The organism is Anoxynatronum sibiricum, assembly GCF_039414295.1.
GTDB lineage: Bacteria > Bacillota > Clostridia > Peptostreptococcales > Tindalliaceae > Anoxynatronum > Anoxynatronum sibiricum.
On sequence record NZ_JBCITM010000003.1, the window covers coordinates 43553 to 60694 of the forward strand.

Annotated in this window: 16 protein-coding genes and 1 tRNA gene; 15 read left to right on the forward strand and 2 right to left on the reverse strand. The window is 48.2% G+C overall.

Annotated elements, in window-relative coordinates; genetic code table 11:
* Nucleotides 1-61: 61 nt before the first annotated feature.
* Nucleotides 62-1288 carry a diaminopropionate ammonia-lyase gene (gene dpaL / locus AAIG11_RS03895; protein WP_425499407.1) on the forward strand — a complete coding sequence of 409 codons (1227 nt, stop codon included), beginning with the start codon at nucleotides 62-64 and terminating at the stop codon, nucleotides 1286-1288.
* A gap of 27 nt (nucleotides 1289-1315) precedes the next feature.
* On the opposite strand, the gene AAIG11_RS03900 is transcribed toward dpaL, so the two are convergent.
* Nucleotides 1316-2557, reverse strand: a complete 1242-nt coding sequence (locus AAIG11_RS03900; RefSeq protein WP_343184968.1) for a nitrilase-related carbon-nitrogen hydrolase — start codon at nucleotides 2555-2557, stop codon at nucleotides 1316-1318.
* 67 nt (nucleotides 2558-2624) lie between these two features.
* On the opposite strand from AAIG11_RS03900, the gene AAIG11_RS03905 reads away from it, so the two are divergent.
* The 5 genes from AAIG11_RS03905 to AAIG11_RS03925 all read left to right on the forward strand — a co-directional run bounded on the left by AAIG11_RS03905 (nucleotide 2625) and on the right by AAIG11_RS03925 (nucleotide 6885).
* Complete coding sequence (locus tag AAIG11_RS03905; RefSeq protein ID WP_343184969.1) at nucleotides 2625-3914, forward strand: glycoside hydrolase family 3 N-terminal domain-containing protein; 1290 nt, start codon at nucleotides 2625-2627, stop codon at nucleotides 3912-3914.
* A 40-nt stretch (nucleotides 3915-3954) separates the two neighbouring features.
* Nucleotides 3955-4722 carry an SDR family NAD(P)-dependent oxidoreductase gene (locus tag AAIG11_RS03910; RefSeq protein WP_343184970.1) on the forward strand — a complete coding sequence of 256 codons (768 nt, stop codon included), beginning with the start codon at nucleotides 3955-3957 and terminating at the stop codon, nucleotides 4720-4722.
* 331 nt (nucleotides 4723-5053) lie between these two features.
* A complete protein-coding gene (locus AAIG11_RS03915) occupies nucleotides 5054-5755 on the forward strand; it encodes a LiaI-LiaF-like domain-containing protein (RefSeq protein WP_343184971.1) in 702 nt (233 codons plus the stop codon).
* Nucleotides 5756-5889: 134 nt separating this feature from the next.
* Nucleotides 5890-6102 (forward strand): hypothetical protein, encoded by a 213-nt coding sequence (locus AAIG11_RS03920; RefSeq protein WP_343184972.1) that lies wholly within the window; start codon nucleotides 5890-5892, stop codon nucleotides 6100-6102.
* 156 nt (nucleotides 6103-6258) lie between these two features.
* Nucleotides 6259-6885, forward strand: a complete 627-nt coding sequence (locus AAIG11_RS03925) for a thymidine kinase (protein ID WP_343184973.1) — start codon at nucleotides 6259-6261, stop codon at nucleotides 6883-6885.
* A gap of 127 nt (nucleotides 6886-7012) precedes the next feature.
* Here the strand turns inward: AAIG11_RS03925 and AAIG11_RS03930 are convergent.
* Nucleotides 7013-7088: transfer RNA gene (locus AAIG11_RS03930), tRNA-Thr, on the reverse strand.
* Nucleotides 7089-7363: 275 nt separating this feature from the next.
* Between AAIG11_RS03930 and AAIG11_RS03935 the strand changes: the two genes are divergently transcribed.
* The 9 genes from AAIG11_RS03935 to AAIG11_RS03975 all read left to right on the forward strand — a co-directional run bounded on the left by AAIG11_RS03935 (nucleotide 7364) and on the right by AAIG11_RS03975 (nucleotide 17133).
* Nucleotides 7364-8317, forward strand: coding sequence for a phosphotransferase family protein (locus AAIG11_RS03935; RefSeq protein WP_343185178.1), 954 nt, complete (start codon nucleotides 7364-7366; stop codon nucleotides 8315-8317).
* Nucleotides 8318-8516: 199 nt separating this feature from the next.
* Nucleotides 8517-9848: an NADP-specific glutamate dehydrogenase gene (gdhA, locus tag AAIG11_RS03940; protein WP_343184974.1), complete on the forward strand. Its 1332-nt coding sequence runs from the start codon at nucleotides 8517-8519 to the stop codon at nucleotides 9846-9848.
* Nucleotides 9849-9957: 109 nt separating this feature from the next.
* Nucleotides 9958-11601, forward strand: a complete 1644-nt coding sequence (locus tag AAIG11_RS03945) for a sensor histidine kinase (protein ID WP_343184975.1) — start codon at nucleotides 9958-9960, stop codon at nucleotides 11599-11601.
* Nucleotides 11598-12971 carry a sigma-54-dependent transcriptional regulator gene (locus AAIG11_RS03950; RefSeq protein ID WP_343184976.1) on the forward strand — a complete coding sequence of 458 codons (1374 nt, stop codon included), beginning with the start codon at nucleotides 11598-11600 and terminating at the stop codon, nucleotides 12969-12971. Before AAIG11_RS03945 ends, AAIG11_RS03950 begins: the two co-directional genes overlap by 4 nt.
* Before the next feature lie 249 nt (nucleotides 12972-13220).
* The gene (locus tag AAIG11_RS03955) at nucleotides 13221-13511 is read left to right on the forward strand and encodes a hypothetical protein (RefSeq protein ID WP_343184977.1); all 291 of its coding nucleotides are present in this window, start codon (nucleotides 13221-13223) and stop codon (nucleotides 13509-13511) included.
* Between the two features lie 178 nt (nucleotides 13512-13689).
* A complete protein-coding gene (locus AAIG11_RS03960; RefSeq protein WP_343184978.1) occupies nucleotides 13690-13890 on the forward strand; it encodes a hypothetical protein in 201 nt (66 codons plus the stop codon).
* Nucleotides 13891-13938: 48 nt separating this feature from the next.
* Nucleotides 13939-14967, forward strand: coding sequence for an L-threonine 3-dehydrogenase (gene tdh, locus AAIG11_RS03965; RefSeq protein ID WP_343184979.1), 1029 nt, complete (start codon nucleotides 13939-13941; stop codon nucleotides 14965-14967).
* Nucleotides 14968-15123: 156 nt separating this feature from the next.
* Nucleotides 15124-15432 (forward strand): STAS domain-containing protein, encoded by a 309-nt coding sequence (locus AAIG11_RS03970; protein ID WP_343184980.1) that lies wholly within the window; start codon nucleotides 15124-15126, stop codon nucleotides 15430-15432.
* A 66-nt stretch (nucleotides 15433-15498) separates the two neighbouring features.
* Entirely contained in the window at nucleotides 15499-17133 is a 1635-nt protein-coding gene (locus AAIG11_RS03975) for an amidohydrolase (protein ID WP_343184981.1), read from the forward strand.
* Nucleotides 17134-17142: the final 9 nt, after the last annotated feature.

The window sequence follows — 17142 nt, forward strand, 5'->3', positions numbered from 1 at the left end:
GCAACCATACATTTCTGGTAGCCGCATACCGGACAGGTGAAGGAGGAATCGGTAAATGCCGCTGACAAATTCCATGGAGTGGATGATGAACCCCCGCTTTGAACAACAGGTATCAGAAGATGGACCGGCTGCCTTTCTGCACCCGGAGCGAATCGAAGCGGTCAATCGGCTGGTGTCCAGTATGGAGGGCTATGTACCGACCCCCTTGGTGAATCTGCCAGCCCTGGCAGGCTTCTGGGGATTGGGAGCCATTTACGTTAAAGATGAATCAAAGCGATTTGGCCTCAACGCTTTTAAAGTACTTGGAGGAATCCATGCTGTTGCCAATGTCATTTGTCGGCGGCTGGGAGTCGGTATGAATGACATGACCTTTCAACAGTTGATCTCAGAGGAAACGCGGGAAAAGCTGGGTGATCTGTTATTTGTCACAGCCACAGACGGCAATCACGGCCGGGGAATTGCCTGGGCTGCCCGGCAACTGGGACAGCGTGCGGTGGTGTTCATGCCCAAGGGATCTTCTGCCCGCCGACTGGAAATGATTCAACGGGAAGGTGCCGAGGCGAGCATTACAGAAATGAACTATGATGACGCTGTGCGTCATGCCCGGGAGTATGCTCAGGCTCATGATGGGATAGTTGTACAGGATACTGCCTGGGAAGGATATGAAGAAATCCCTGCTTGGATTATGCAGGGATATGCTGTGATGATGGAAGAAATCAGCGGGCAATTGAAAGAACTGGGAAAGCTGCCGCCTACTCACGTGTTTCTTCAGGCGGGTGTGGGCTCTTTTGCGGGAGCCATTCAGGGTTATCTGGCGGCCAAATGGGGTGAACATCGTCCTCAAACCGTTGTGGTGGAACCTGATCAGGCAGATTGCTACTTTCGAACTGCCAGTATTGACGACGGCATGCCCCACGCTGTTACCGGTGACATGGCCACCATTATGGCGGGTCTGGCCTGTGGTGAACCCAATCTGCTGGGCTGGAAAATCCTGCGGAAATATACCCGGGCCTTCGTTTCCTGTGCAGATCCCCTGGCTGCCAGGGGAATGAGAATTCTGGCTGCCCCCATGGCGGGAGATCCTGTCGTTGTCTCTGGAGAATCAGGAGCTGTGGGTATGGGTGTTCTGGCAGAAATGATGCAGCAAAACACCAATGGGGAGCGTTTGGCAAAAGCCCTCCAAATGAATGCCGAATCTCGTATTCTCATCATCAGCACTGAAGGAGACACTGATCCCGACCAGTATCGGCGAATTGTATGGGAGGGGGCATACCCATCACAGGAATAACGAGAGCCGCCGGAGGCGGCTCTCGTGCTATAGATACAGCTGGTAATCTTCGCTGTGTTTGACAAAGTCGGTTTGCAGCTGCAAGCCGTCTTTGTCGCCGCTCAGCACTTTTCTGACAATGGCTTTGGCAAGGTGGGTGACTGGTTTCTCGTTGAAAATTTCATCAGGAGATAAAAAAGCAGCTTCGGTGTTTTCAAAACCGTCGGGGACTGGTTCGCCGCCTAAATCTTTCATACGGTAAACCTGATAGCTGTCCACCACCCCATTGACTCGAAGATTTCGAAGGGCCAGCAGTTCCAAAGCCCGCGTGCGCACACTGGTTTCCTCCATAATTTCTCTGGCAGCACCCACTTCAGGAGCTTCTCCTTTGTCCAAATGACCACCTGGCAGCAGCCAGTAACCCTTGATGCGGCCATAGTTTTGACGCACCATTAAAAACCGGCCGTCTCGCTCCACCAGTCCACCCACGCCAATGAAGTTTTGAGGATAGACCCACTTCATCAGCGCCATCTCGTTGATTTGCCGGGCATGGTGCCGGATGGCCCGTTTCTTTTCCACCTGGCCGGAATCAATCGTAAACTCGATGAGCTGCTCCTGGTCATTGGCTTCATAAAGCATTTTTCCAGTGGGAGAGATGACGCAGGAATGGCCGAAATAATTGGCGCCCACCCGATTTACAGCAGCCACAAAAACCTGGTTTTCCATGGCCCTGGCTTTTAGTAGTGTCATCCACTGATCGAAAAAGGGGCTTGAGTACTGAGCGGGAACAGCAACCAACTGGGCACCCTGCTGTGCAATGCCCCGAGTGGTTTCGGGGAACATGATGTCATAACAGTTGGCTACTCCAAAGGACACATCAGTTGCCTGAAAAAGAGGGATTCGGTTGCCTCGGTTAAACGTCTTTTCTTCCAGGTGCCGTTGGCTCACCAGATGCATTTTTCGGTAACGGTCCTGGGTGGTGCCATCAGGATTTAATACATAAGTGGTATTGAACAACCGATCGCCCTTTGCTTCCGGTATGCTGCCACCCATGACTACCGTATGATAATGGCATGCCAGATGATTGAGGAACGAAAGTGTCTTGGATAGCGCTTTGCCATGATGCTTCATTCGCCGGTAGTCAAAGCCCACCGACCACATTTCCGGGAGCATGAGAAGATCTGGTGGTTGCGTTGCCTGCTGCAGCAGTTTTTCGATAGTACGACAGTTGGCGTCAAAATCGCCTTTGACAATATCCATTTGAATCATCGTGATGTGCAGGGGTTTCATTGTATCAGCCTCCAAGTAAATAAGTACCCCTTTGGAAAAAAAAACAACAGTCAGGCAAGGTGAAGCAATGAAAATAATACTTGGTATAGATCATCGAAAAAAAGAACTGGGTGGCAGACAACGTTGGCATTGGATATTACCAGCTTTGGTTTTCGGTCTGGTGATGGCGGGTTGGCTCATCGGTTGCGGGAACCAGAATGATGTGGATCAACTGGAAGCAAGAGATGCAGAAGCAGAGAATGCAAATGAAGACATCTGGAAACGATCACAGAAGGAGCTGGAGGAGTCGTCGGCAGCAGATATCATCGATGAAGTGATGAAAAAAACGAAAGAGTTGGTGGCGGCAATGAGCCTGGAAGAAAAGGCAGGGCAGGTAATCATGCCGGCCTTTCGACAAACAGCTGATGGAAAACCGATTCTCCGATTGGATGAATCTACCCGTGATACACTGCTGGAAATTCAACCAGCGGGAGTGATTTTGTTTTCTGAAAATATCGATCATAACTCACAAGTGAAATCGCTCATCGAAGCATTGCAGGCCAACGCAACCGTGCCCCTGCTGGTGTCGGTGGATGAGGAAGGCGGACGAGTCAGTCGGCTGGGGGCAAAAGGAATTTCAGTTCCCCGGCTGCCTGCAGCTGGTGTTTTTGGAGAATCCGGGGATGCAAAAATGGTTTATGAAGCTGGCCTTGAATTGGGAAAAGCCATGAAGATGCTGGGTTTCAATATGAACATGTCACCAGTGGCAGACGTCAATACCAATCCCCTTAATCCGGTAATCGGTGATCGCTCATTTGGCAGCGACCCGGTTGAGGTGGGACGACTGACAGTTTCGATGGCCAATGGATTAATGGATGCAGGCATTCTTCCGGTACTGAAGCACTTTCCCGGGCATGGTGACACCCATCAGGATACACATCGGGGTGCAGTCAATCTTCCACATGACCAAGAGCGACTGGCCTCAGTAGAGCTGATTCCTTTTCGGCGTGGTATTGAAGCGGGGTTGCCGGCCATCATGACTGCACACTTACATGTACCGGCCTATGACAATGCTTTTCCCGCCACACTATCACCGGCTGTTTTAACGGGATTGCTGCGGGAAAAACTGGGGTTTGAAGGGGTAATTATGACAGATGCACTGGACATGCAGGCAATCACCGACGATTGGTCAACCGAAGAAGCGGTCATTCTGGCACTGGCTGCGGGGGCAGACCTGCTGCTAATGCCCCCTGAGCCCCTGGTTGCCAGAGACGCCATTGTGACGGCGGTGACAAATGGAGAACTGCCACAGGAACGACTGGATGTAGCAGTGGAGCGGGTATTATTGTTGAAATGGAAAGCTGGTCTGATAAACTGAATCAAAACTGCTAAGATATTCATCATGGGAGGGAAGAAGAATGGATCCGCGAGTGGCACGAAAAGTATATGATTTTTTTAAATTTGAAGGTAAAGTGGCCATTATCACGGGTGCCGGTAATGGCATTGGAAAGGCAACGGCCATCATGATGGCCGGATTGGGGGCCAGGGTGGTTGCCTGTGACATTGAAACAGAGCGTGTCAATGAAACTGTGACAGAAATCACCAGAGATGGCCTGACAGCCATGGCATTCACCTGTGATATCACCCAGCCAAACCAAATTCAGTCGCTGGTGGACAGAACGCTGGAAATTTTCGGAACCGTGGATATTCTGGTGAACAACGGGGCAACACTGGGAGGCGGAAAGCTGGTGGACGAAGTCGATGAGCCGGAGTTCGACCGCTTGATCGATGTGAACTTGAAGGGCGTGTACCACTTTATCAAAGCGGTACTGCCCATTATGCGGGCAAAACAGTATGGGAAAATCGTCAGTGTCAGTTCGGTGGCAGCCATTGCCGGCGATTTCAGTGATATTCATTATAGTGCCGCCAAGGGTGGGGTAATTGCCATGAGCAAAACGCTTGCAAGAGAACTGGCTCAGGAGAAAATCAATGTGAATGTGGTGGCCCCGGGGCTAACCAATACACGGATGGCTCACGAATGGGAATTTCCGTCGGCGCTGGAACGTTTTCACCGCATCGGTGAACCTGAAGACATGGCCGCAGCCATTTGTTTTTTGGCTTCTGATGCTGCCGGGTATTTTTCTGGCCAGGTGATTTCCCCCAATGGTGGCGAGTACATGCAGTAAAATGACCGTTTTTCCAACAACCCACTTTAACTGATCAGTTTGATCGCCTCACATCTGATGTTCGAAAGCAAAAATTTCTTAGTCATGAAGCAAGGTGCAAAAACGGCCGGAAACTGTGAAGCAGTTTTCTGGTCGTTTTTCAAGCGGTCACTACGACAGAATCGAATCATATAGATTTCTGCAGTAGCGAGATCACCCTATTTTGCAGCTGTATGTTGTGAAACATTGAAAGAAAAAATGCGTATCTATAAGCATAGAAACCTATTGGAACGGTTTGACAAAAGTGATTTGCAAAAATAAGTCAAACAATTTGAGAGACGGGGTGTGGATTATGAGAGGGAGAAGACAATGGCTGCCAGGCGGTTTGTTGATCGTTTTAGGAACGATTTTGCTGCTGAATAATCTGGGATACACAACGATTTCCATTGGCTGGCTGATACGCCAGTTTTGGCCGGTGGCACTGATTTTGTGGGGTGTTTCGTTTCTGGTTGGTCGAAAGGGAACCGGTGAACTCGTCACGGGGTTGGTGCTGGTGGCGCTTGGCGTTACGATGCTTGGCAACCGCCTCGGCTGGTTTGTATTTGAAATGAAGAGAATGTGGGCCTTTTTATGGCCGTTGGCACTCATTATTATCGGCATCAATTTTTTGCGGGGGCCAAACGTGACAGGACGAAGCAATACTGCGTTTATGAGTGGCATCGAGAAAACGAAGGCATCCTGGGAATTGGAAGATGGCACTTATTGGGCAATTATGGGTGGCATTTCGCTTGATTTAAACAAGGCACGTCTGGAATCTGGCAAGGAGTACCAGCTGTCGTGCAATGTGTTGATGGGCGGAATTGAAATCATTGTCCCGGAAGAAGCAACCGTCTACTGCGAGGGATCAGTGATGCTGGGAGGGCTTGAAATGCTGGGAGAAGAAACAGGTGGCATCTATGCTTCGCTGGCAGCAGAGCGGGTTGCTGCCGAATCTCATGCACCTTTGATTCGAATCCATTGCCGTGCTGCCATGGGTGGCATTGAGATATCCTGACTACGGTCTTTTCGTCCACTTCATCAGAAAGAACAGCCATAAAACAATCAAAGGCGCCAGCAGATAGACTTCAACGCCCTCTAACCAGCCAGACATGAAGGCACCCCAAAGCACGATGGAAAGCAGGGATATTAGTGTTAACATCAATTGACGGGGTGGGGGAAGCTGGCGTCGTGGCACTGCATGTGGCTCCTTTCAAATCTATTATATTAATGGTTGTTGCTGACGGTTTCAATGGAGGGGTTACTCAGTTCATACCCATCTGTTTTGTTGGCAAGCTGGCAATCAAGGAACCAGTTAAAATAAAACTGATATCGTTGGTACCGCCGCTGTCAGTAACAGCATGATCATGAGCGTGTTTATGATCCATAAGCGGAGATTTAAAATACCCAATACCTTGACAGAAAAGAGATCCTTCTGTAGGCTGATAGTAAGAGAGTCCGATGTCCCATGGGATAGCCGGGCTTTTTTGGTAAAAAACCATCCCAGGGGAGGATTAATCATTGGCACAACTGACTTTTATACATTCCACCATGAAAAGCGGCAAATCCCTTGACTTGCTGAAAACTGACCACGCATACCGTGAACGCGGTTACAAGACACTGCTCTTCACCTCAGAAGTAGATACCCGATACTTAGACAATGGTGGGTTACGCGACCCGAGGAAGGGTCAAATTACCACGCGTATTGGTTTGAAAGCGGAAGCGTGGTTGATCGAGAAGGTGGATATCTGCCGTTTGGCCAGAGAAGAAAGCCCTGACTGCATTCTGGTGGATGAAGCCCAGTTTCTGGCTGAAGAGATGATTCTCAATTTAGCTGAACTGGTGGATCATGAAGGGATCCCGGTCATCTGTTATGGTCTGAAGAATGATTTTAAGGGAGAATTGTTCCCGGGAAGTAAAGCACTACTGATCTATGCGGACACACTTCGGGAAATTGAAACAGTTTGTGAATACTGCACCAATAAAGCTTCCATGAACTTGAGGTTAATTGATGGCACACCAGTTTTTTCAGGTGCTCAAATCCTCATGGGAGACAATGAGTACAAACCGGTATGCCGCAAGTGCTATCAATCAATGAAAAGACATCAGACTGAAAAGGCAATGCAGTTAAACGGTGATCAAAAATAGTCATCACAAGAAAAGCCCTCCCGGTCGGGGGGCTTTTGCTTTCGGGATACGGTGAAAATTCGGCGTATTTCGGCGCATTTTTTGGAACTATGCCAAGTTCACCAAATCCTAAAAGCGTTGATTTTACTGGAGCTAGTAGCCGGATTCGAACCGGCGACCTGCGCATTACGAATGCGCTGCTCTACCATCTGAGCCATACTAGCAAATCGTTCAATACCACACTATTCTACCACAGATTCCAAAATAGGAAAAGTATGAATAGCAATTTGAATGGCAGGAATCAAAAAATCATTCATCAGCAACGATTTCTCTACCAGCTTTTGATTGATGAAAAGATGGCATGTATCCATTGATGAAACGGGCGACGATCTTTTTGTCGGGAAAGCGTTGAATTAAAAAATGTAAGGGTAATAAGTCTGGTAACGACTAGCAAGAAAGACGGATAATAAAGCATACCAATCGGAAATGAGTGAGTACTATGTTGCTTTATCAGCCACAGGAAATCCAACGATACCTGCAAGATCTTCTGAGCAATCAAAACATTTCCATTGAACCCATTGGTAATCATGAGCTGGGCCGCCACCTGGTTTACCGGGTGAATCTTCCGGGAGAAGCACCGCTTGTCTTTAAACTCTATTGTAAAAAGAATCGACGACTTCGGGAAATTGCGGCCCTTCAGCGGCTGGAAGAATCACAGGTGAAGTGTGCCCGAATGAAGGCAGTGGGTATGCTGGCTGATGGAACAGAGTGGCTGTTATCCACTTTCATCTCAGGGATAGTGCTTGACCGGGTGTGGGAACAGATGAATGATGAGCAGGAACAGCACATGTTTGAATTGCTGGGAGACGAACTTGGAAAAATCCACAGTGCTGCCACATATCCCTTTTTTGGGCACTGGGATGAAAATGGAAATAGTCTGTACAAGCTGAAGCATTACTTTTCAGAATTTGTTCGCAGCAGTGAATACGTATTTAGGCACATTGAAGCCCAGCAGCTGCCGGATTGGAGGCTGCTGGAAAAAGCCATCTATATGATTCGCCGGAATTATTCATTGGTGAGTCCCATACGAGTCTCCCGTTTGACGCATCATGATTACGATGGCAGAAATATTCTTGTTCAACAGGAAGGAAAACAATGGAATATTACAGGTGTACTGGATTTTGAACAGAGTTTCCCCGGAAACTGCGAAATCGATCTTGCGGGAATTTATGCGCGTTACCTTATGGGAGCCACCCACCGGGAAGACTGGTTTCTGAATGGGTATCAACGGCACTTGCCAGTGGACAAAGATTTCTGGCGGCGGTTACCTTACTATCTTTTGTGTAAGGGGGTAGTGATCTGCAGCTGGACAAACCACCAGGCACCAGATTATTACCAGGAAGGGTTGCATCTGATTCAGCGATTCTACTCACTGGTGGAAGATGAACAGTAAAGATGAGGAAATATACCTCGATAGAATTGTCTTAAAAATCACAAAAAAACGTTGATTTTCCATGTCGGTAGCAGTATGATAAAGGTGAGTAGGGCATAATGACCCGCGAAATCGATAATAAGGGGAATTATAACCCGCATCTTCGGATGACAACCCAAGGGAAAACGTTGTCATACATCGTATGTGAGGAGGAAGGTTAATGTCAATGCATGATTTTTTAAATCAGGTGGCAGCCAACAACCCGAACCAACCAGAATTTTTGCAGGCAGTCCATGAGGTTGTGGAGTCTATCTGGCCGGTGTACGAGAGTCATGACAGCTTGTATCGAAGCAAAATACTTGAGCGAATCGTTGAACCGGAACGGGAAATCAAATTTCGGGTTACCTGGGTAGACGATCAGGGAGAAGTTCAGGTGAACCGGGGGTATCGTATTGAGTTTAACAGCGCCATTGGACCATATAAAGGTGGCCTTCGTTTTCACCCCACTGTTAATCAGTCGATTCTCAAGTTTTTGGGATTTGAACAAATCTTTAAAAACAGCCTCACCACGTTACCCATGGGAGGTGGCAAAGGCGGTTCAGATTTTGATCCCAAAGGAAAATCAGATGATGAAGTGATGCGGTTCTGTCAGAACTTCATGCTGGAACTCTTCCGGCACATTGGTCCTGATACAGACGTGCCTGCGGGTGATATTGGTGTGGGTAAGCGTGAAATTGGCTATTTATTTGGCATGTACTGCAAGATCAAAAATGACTTCACAGGGGTGTTCACAGGTAAAGGGATGGAATGGGGAGGCAGCCTCATTCGGCCTGAAGCCACCGGTTATGGATGCACTTATTTTGCAGAAGAAATGTTAAAAACCCGTGGCAACTCACTTGAAGGCAAAACTGTTGTTATATCTGGTTCGGGTAATGTGTCGCAGTATGCCATACAAAAAGTCAATGATTTGGGTGGTAAAGTGGTGACAGCATCTGACTCGGGAGGGTTTATTCATGATCCTGACGGAATCACCGGAGAAAAATGGGAGTACCTGCTGGAACTTAAAAATGTAAAAAGAGGTCGTATCAGTGACTACGCAAAGGTGTACGGAGTAGATTACCATGCGGGAAAACGGCCATGGCATGTTCCCTGTGATGTGGCGCTTCCCTGTGCCACTCAGAATGAAATAAATGGTGATGAAGCCAAAGCGCTGGTTAAAAATGGGTGCTTGTGTGTATCGGAAGGTGCCAACATGCCCTCAATGCCGGAGGCTGTCGAAATTTTCCAGGAGAATCAAATGCTCTTTGGCCCCGGAAAAGCGGCCAATGCAGGTGGCGTGGCTACCTCGGGGCTTGAAATGTCTCAAAACAGCCTGCGCCTCAATTGGACGCGTGATGAGGTGGATAGTCGGTTAAAATCCATCATGAGCGCCATTCATGAGCAATGTGTGGAGCACGGGAAAACCGGCACCTATATCGACTATGTAAAGGGAGCCAACGTCGCCGGATTTTTAAAAGTTGCCAATGCCATGCTGGACCGTGGACTGGTATAGCAATCTGGTATACAGTATAATGAGGGCAGGTGTCTGAACCTTTGCCGAGTTGAAACCACCAGATGACGGGAAAGATTTCCCGTCATCTTTGCCGAAGGAGGTTGGTCAAATGCAGCGCTTTATCTCGTTTGCCTATCAGATGCTGCAGGCTGCGGGAAGGGAAACCAGCCGACTGGAGTTTGTGCATGCAATTTTCAAAATGGTGCAACAAGCAGCTGATGTGGACGAAACCAGCCTGTTTTTTTACTATGACCTTAAGCTGTACCAGTTTCTGGCTGAATACCGGGGCCAGCCGGCACTACGCTTATGTAAAGTGAACCCCCTGGCAAAATTGGATCATCTGTGGGATTATCACAGGTTGACGGATGTGTGGATGCCTGCTTTTTTTCAGGTTTACGTCGATTCCCGGGGGTTTTCAGACTGGAAGGTGGAGAACTGGCGCGGTTGTCATGTCATGGAGCAAAAAGTACCTTCAGGTGATGCTGATGAAGTGACAGGTGTCATGATGGTACCGTTTCTATACCAGCATGACAAAATGGGAATCGTCCTATTGAAGCAAATGGGAGGACGCCCCTTTGATTCAGAGATGAAACCGCTCTTTGAAGGATTAAGTCAGGCGTTGTCAGAAGCTTTTAATCATCAGCATGTACACCATGCCTGTCAGGAAAGGGTCAAAGAATTATCCTGCCTGTATGAAATCTCTCATCTGGCAGGTCTGACCAATGGCTCGAAAGAAGATGTGCTTGCGCGAATTGTCACCATGCTGCCTGCTGCGATGCAGTTTCCGGAAATAGCCACAGCGCGGATTTGTCTGGATAATCAGTGTTTCACCAATCCGGGGTTTCAGGAAAGTGATATTCGGCTGGCTGCAGCCATTACTTCGGAGAAACAGAACTGGGGATCATTGGAGGTATTCTACCTCCCTGGACACATGGATTTCTATGACGACATTTTTCTAAAAGAAGAGGAAAAGTTGATTCAAACGGTATCCAGCCAGATTGCTCTGCTCATGGAACGGAAGGAAGCTGAGGAATTGAGCCGTCGGCTGCAGAATCAGCTGCTTCATGCTGACCGGCTGGCTACCATTGGCCAGCTATCTGCCGGAGTGGCTCACGAAATCAACGAACCGCTGGGTTCTATTTTAGGATTCAGTCAATTGATCAAAGAAAGCAACACGGATGAAACAACACTGAAGGATATTGACAAAGTCATTAAAGCCACGCTTCACGCCCGGGAGATCATTCGCAAGCTGATGTTGTTTTCCCGCCAGATGCCTCCCAGGAAAAGCCGGATCAATGTGAATCAAATCATTGAAGAAGGACTATATTTTCTGGAGAGCCGCTTTGTCAAGAATGCCATACAGCTGGAACGGCACTATGGAAAAGATATACCGGAAATCATTGCTGATCCCGGCCAAATACATCAGGTGCTGGTGAATCTGGCTGTTAACAGCATGCATGCCATGCCAGATGGCGGCGTCTTTACCATTGAAACCAATGCCGTCAACGAAGAAGTACACCTGACAATCAGGGATACTGGTGTGGGAATGCCTGAAGAAGTGCGCCAGAAAATTTTTCTTCCCTTCTTCACCACGAAAGACGTACAGGAAGGTACCGGGCTGGGATTATCAGTGGTGCATGGAATCGTGGCCGCCCACCACGGCCGCATTGAAGTCATCAGCCGTCCAGGTGAGGGAACATCTTTCGTGATTATTCTGCCGGTAAATGAAGCGGGGAAAGGAGCGGTTCAATGACAAAGGAATCCATACCAAAAGAGACAGAACAGATACTTGTGGTGGATGATTCAGCTGATACTCTTGAAATTTTGGAACGCAAATTAGCCGGAAAAGGCTATCAGGTTTACCTGGCCAATCAGGTTGAAAGTGCTCTTCGAATCCTGGAAACCACAGAGATCGACCTGGTGATCACTGATTATAAAATGCCGAGACTCACGGGGCTTGATCTGATTCGTCATATAAGGGAGCGGGATCAGGACCTTCAAATTATCATGATCACCGGTTACCCTACGGTAGAAAGTGCAGTGGAAGCCGTTAAAAGTGGCGCGGAGGAATATCTGACCAAGCCATTTACAGATGAGGAGTTTTTTGCCTGTCTGAACCGCGTCATGGAAAACGTCCGCAACCGGAAGCTGGCCAGAGGAAAAGCTGCTCCCGACGGCAGTCGATACGGCATCGTGGCGGCATCTGAACCGATGAAAGAAGTCTTTCATGCCATTGATAAATCGGCAACAAATCCGGTGACTGTTTTGGTAACCGGAGAAAGCGGCACCGGTAAAGAGCTGGTCGCGCGGGCGATCCATTATCACAGCGAACGGGCAAAAGCACCTTTTGTTCCCGTTAACTGTGGTGCCATTCCGGAAAATCTGTTGGAAAGTGAGCTTTTTGGTTACATGAAAGGGGCGTTCACAGGTGCTAACGAAACCCGGGCGGGTTTTTTCATCACTGCTGATGGGGGTACCCTGTTTCTCGATGAGATTGGTGAGACCAGTCTTGCCATGCAGGTGAAACTACTGCGAGTGATGGAGGATGGAATGGTAATGATGGTGGGTTCTCAGCATCCCCGTCGGGTGAACGTTCGTCTCATTGCAGCTACCAATAAAAATTTGAGAGATCTGGTAAAGCAGGGTCGCTTTCGGGAAGATCTTTACTATCGCTTGAATGTCATCAATATTCAAATACCTGCCCTGCGTGAGCGGGGAGATGATGTGGTACTGCTGTCTAATTATTTTTTACAGAAATGTGCCGGGGAGATTGGTCGTGATGTACCGGTTTTATCCGATGAAGTACTTCAGATTTTTAAGCGATACGAATGGCCGGGCAATGTGCGTGAGTTGGAAAATTTGATTCAGCGACTGGTGATCATGGTTGAATCTTCACGGGTAACACAGGCTGATCTGCCTGCGTTTATGAAGGGCGGCATTTCCATTGCAAAGGGATTCGAACGCACCCTTGAGCAGGTGGAACAAGAGTACATCATTGATGTGCTGAACTATACAGGAGGGAACAAAACGAAAGCTGCTGTCATTTTGGGAATAGACCGAAAAACCCTGAGACGGAAAATTGATGGCGTTGTAGATAATGATGATGGTGATAACACTCTTTGAACGATTGAGGCTTTGTAAAAAATAATTAAATCGGGACTAAATAGAACACCGGGGCATTTCGCCTCGGTGTTCTTCTGTATAGCTGGAAATAGTTGAGAGAATGAAGAGTCTTGCAAGTGTTGAAAATACAGGAAATATCAATAAAGTACACCGGTCGAGTTAGTTGGCACGCCTCTTGCTTATATATAGAGGTACCGGAAAAAGTCCAGCGGCCCGTCAAACGGGCGAAACGAATAAGGAGGGTTTCTCATGTTAAATGCGAAAAGAGAAATAGCGGAAAAAGAAGCAGATATGAAGGTAACCGGCATGTGCCTTAGCTGTGCGCATCAGGATGGCTGTGCAATGACGCACCATGGCGGCGCCAATTTGTATGGATGTGAGGAGTTTGAGAGTGTTGCCCAGTGTTCTGGTCAGGTGGATTACCGGGAAGAAATGAAAACCACCCCTGTATTAGGGCTTTGTGCCACCTGTGATTCCAAGAATCAATGTGCACATAAGACAGCTCCCGGCGGTGTGTGGCATTGTGAAGAATATCGTTAAATAACTGACTGGTTGTGTCATATGAACGAGACCGGTGTTTCCTTGTTGGAAACACCGGTTTATTTCTGTTGCGATCACTTGTGCTGTCTTTCCATTACAATCAAACTGGGTTATAATCATCTTGCGTGGGTATGATTCTATCAAAGATGCCGTGGAGGCGGAAGGAGATGTGACTGTGATGAAACTAAAAGAAGTGTTGGCAAAAAGAGATCAACTGAAAAATCAGATCTATGCATTGAAGCGATCCATTGCGCTATGTCAAATTCATTTAAAAGATGAAGAAATGATCCAGGATTTAACCGACATAAAAGCAATACTGGATTCGGAGTTCAATGATTTGAGCAACGGATTACAAGCCATTGAGGAGATAGAAATGTAAGTTTGCCTTGTGAAGTGACTGGAGCTCAAAGGGATAAGGGGGAGGTCAATGAAAGCGCTGGTTAAAAAAAACCGGGAAGCTGGCCTTTGGATGGAAGAAGTCCCTGTGCCGCAAGTTGGTAAAAATGACGTACTGATCAGAGTTAAAAGAACATCCATCTGCGGAACGGATATCCATATCTATCACTGGGACGAATGGTCACAAAAGACCATTCCTGTGCCAATGACCATTGGGCACGAATTTGTGGGTGAAGTAGTGGCAACGGGTGAAAATGTGCATGATGTGGAAATAGGCGAAACGGTGTCTGGCGAAGGCCATGTGGTTTGCGGTCGCTGCCGCAACTGTCTGGCTGGCCGGCGTCATTTATGCATGAACACCAGCGGTGTGGGCGTCAACCGGCCGGGTGCATTTGCTGAATACCTGTCTATTCCGGTGACAAATGTCTGGCACTGTGATCCGGCAATTCCCCTTGAGGTGCTCAGCTGCTTTGATCCCTTTGGTAATGCGGTACATACAGCTTTAAGCTTTGATCTGCTTGGAGAAGATGTATTGATCACAGGTGCGGGACCCATTGGGATTATGGCCGTCGCTGTTGCCAAGCACGCTGGTGCCCGATATGTTGTCATCACCGATGTGAATGAATACCGACTGGATTTGGCGCGTCAAATGGGAGCCACCAGGGCCATTAACATCCAAAAAACCAGCATCGAAGAAACTTTCCGCGAGCTTGGCATGAAAGAAGGCTTCGATGTGGGGCTGGAGATGTCTGGCAATGCATCTGCTTTTCGGAGCATGATCAGCAACATGTGCCATGGAGGCAAAATCGCTGTACTGGGTATTCAGCAGCCGGAAACAGTGATTGACTGGAATACGATTGTTTTCAATGGGTTAACCATAAAAGGAATTTATGGCCGTGAAATGTACGAAACCTGGTATAAAATGACCGCAATGCTTCAGTCGGGACTAGATATTTCGAAGGTAATAACTCACCGATATCATTATACGGAATTTGAAGAGGCGTTTAGGGTGATGGCTTCCGGCAAATCCGGTAAGGTCATTCTAAACTGGGAAGAATAGCTGTGCAAAGCAATGATTTAGCTTGTAGTGACATCCGGATGACCGTGGTTCGCTGCCCAAAGATCTCCACCAGGTGCTGACTGTTTCTGAAAGCACATCAATTTGAGTCGATGACGGTCGGGTGTCAATGAATGATTAAACAGGAGGTACCAGTAAATGCAGTCTATACGAGAACGTGAAACCATCACACTGTTTTTCGCTGAAGAACCGACAGCTAACAGCCTCAACGATCTTCTTCAGCAAACCTATGAGGTGCTTGACCAGCATCAATCTTGCAGCGAGGTTGTCATTGACATGAGTCAGATCAACTACATCGATTCCGCAGGGATTACCTTTCTAATTGGTCTTTACCGAAATCTGGCGCGCAATGAGACGAAGCTGCGCATCAAAGGGGCACGAACTGAAATCCGGGATCTATTCAGGATCGTTAATCTGACCGAACTATTTCAGGTGGAGGCCGGATAATTGGTGCGAAATATCCTGCAGTAAACTGCCAAAGGCAGTTTTCAACATGGCCAAAGGAGTGGTAACATGGAACAACGAGTGCTCTTTTACGACGGAATCATTGAATCAGGTGACCTCGTGGAAGAAGCCATGCTGGTGCAGGGGGGACGTATTGTTGCTCTGGGCAATCGGGATCAACTGGAAACACTGATACCGATTCATCGAAAAGTATCGTTGCGAAATCACTATGTCATGCCAGGCTTCGTTGATAGTCACATTCATCTGATGGCCTATGGATTTTCTCTTGAATCCATCGATCTGAGTGGGGCAGGTTCTGTTGAGGAGATTCAGAATCGATGTGCCCGCTACCTGAAAGAAAAGCAACCGCCGCCGGGAAAATGGATCATTGGTCGTGGGTGGGATCAAAACCTTTTTCAGAAGAATGTGTTTCCTGAGTGCCAGGATCTGGACGCCATCACAGATCGAAATCCCCTTCTGTTGCTGCGTGTTTGTGGCCATATTGCGGTTGCCAATACACCTGGTTTACAGGTGGTCTATCCTGAACCGGAGCTGATGAATCCTGCCATGAAACCCTGGCTGGAGCGAGGAATTGTGTTGGAGGACGAGCTGGAATGGTTTAAAACCCGGATGGAGCCAAAGCCTGACCGGGAAGAGCTGAAACAGGTGGTTCGAAGGGCAGCGGGTGAACTCGCCCGCTTTGGAGTAACAGCTGTTCATTCCGAAGACTCTTATGACCTCGGATACAGCGGTGATTTTTCAGATATACGCCACACCTATCAGGAACTGGCATCTGAAGAAAAACTTACTGTACGTGTCTATCAGAAAATTTCAATGCCTACCATGAAGCATTTGAATCAATGGTTGCTTGAGGGGCAACGCACTGGTTGGGGCGATGATTTCTACCGGATAGGGCCAATGAAGTTATGGCTGGATGGCACTCTTGGCGGCCGTACAGCAGCGTTGCGGTTGCCCTATACCGATGACCCGCAGAATCATGGCATGCTTCTTTATGCAGATGACGTACTGGAAAGAATGGTATTCAAAGCCCATGAAGGTGGTATGCAAATCTGTCTGCATGCCATCGGTGATGCAGCGCTGCATCAGGCCCTCTGTGTACTTGAAAAAGTGGCAGATGTGTACGGGATACCATTGCGACACCGAATCATTCATTGCCAAATTGGAGATGGTAAGCTCTATGAGCGAATGGCGGCACTGGGTGTGTCAGCAGACCTTCAGTTTGCATTTACTTCCTCAGACTGGACCATTGTTGAGCCGCGTTTGGGGCAAGAACGGGCAGCCACGGCCTATGCCTGGAAAACGCTTCTAAAGGCTGGGATCCCTCTTGCGGCCGGCTCAGACTGTCCTGTGGAAATCCCCAATCCTTTTCAGGCGATTCAGGCGGCAGTCACCCGAAAAGACATGAAAGGACAGCCGGAAAAAGGATTTAATATGATGGAAGCGCTTACCCTGAAAGAAGCGCTTGATGTTCATACAATGGGTTCGGCAACGGCTGCGGGACTGCAACGGGATCAGGGCAGTCTGGAACCCGGGAAGCTGGCAGACTTCATTGCTGTCTCCCACAACCCTCACCATCTACTCCCGGACCAATTGGCTGCCATAAAAGTGATGGGAACATGGGTGGGAGGCCGGCCGGTGTGGCAAGCCATTCCTTTCGATAAGCACATAATTGATTCTCTTTAGAGGGAGGTG

Bases quoted from the DNA above. Each gene is read 5' to 3' on its own strand.
- AAIG11_RS03910 (WP_343184970.1), top strand. From the start codon at position 3,955: ATGGATCCGCGAGTGGCACGAAAAGTATATGATTTTTTTAAATTTGAA.
- gdhA (WP_343184974.1), top strand. From the start codon at position 8,517: ATGTCAATGCATGATTTTTTAAATCAGGTGGCAGCCAACAACCCGAAC.
- AAIG11_RS03950 (WP_343184976.1), top strand. From the start codon at position 11,598: ATGACAAAGGAATCCATACCAAAAGAGACAGAACAGATACTTGTGGTG.
- AAIG11_RS03900 (WP_343184968.1), bottom strand. From the start codon at position 2,557: ATGAAACCCCTGCACATCACGATGATTCAAATGGATATTGTCAAAGGC.
- AAIG11_RS03975 (WP_343184981.1), top strand. From the start codon at position 15,499: ATGGAACAACGAGTGCTCTTTTACGACGGAATCATTGAATCAGGTGAC.
- AAIG11_RS03915 (WP_343184971.1), top strand. From the start codon at position 5,054: ATGAGAGGGAGAAGACAATGGCTGCCAGGCGGTTTGTTGATCGTTTTA.
- tdh (WP_343184979.1), top strand. From the start codon at position 13,939: ATGAAAGCGCTGGTTAAAAAAAACCGGGAAGCTGGCCTTTGGATGGAA.
- AAIG11_RS03960 (WP_343184978.1), top strand. From the start codon at position 13,690: ATGAAACTAAAAGAAGTGTTGGCAAAAAGAGATCAACTGAAAAATCAG.
- AAIG11_RS03955 (WP_343184977.1), top strand. From the start codon at position 13,221: ATGTTAAATGCGAAAAGAGAAATAGCGGAAAAAGAAGCAGATATGAAG.
- AAIG11_RS03905 (WP_343184969.1), top strand. From the start codon at position 2,625: ATGAAAATAATACTTGGTATAGATCATCGAAAAAAAGAACTGGGTGGC.
- AAIG11_RS03970 (WP_343184980.1), top strand. From the start codon at position 15,124: ATGCAGTCTATACGAGAACGTGAAACCATCACACTGTTTTTCGCTGAA.
- AAIG11_RS03945 (WP_343184975.1), top strand. From the start codon at position 9,958: ATGCAGCGCTTTATCTCGTTTGCCTATCAGATGCTGCAGGCTGCGGGA.
- AAIG11_RS03935 (WP_343185178.1), top strand. From the start codon at position 7,364: ATGTTGCTTTATCAGCCACAGGAAATCCAACGATACCTGCAAGATCTT.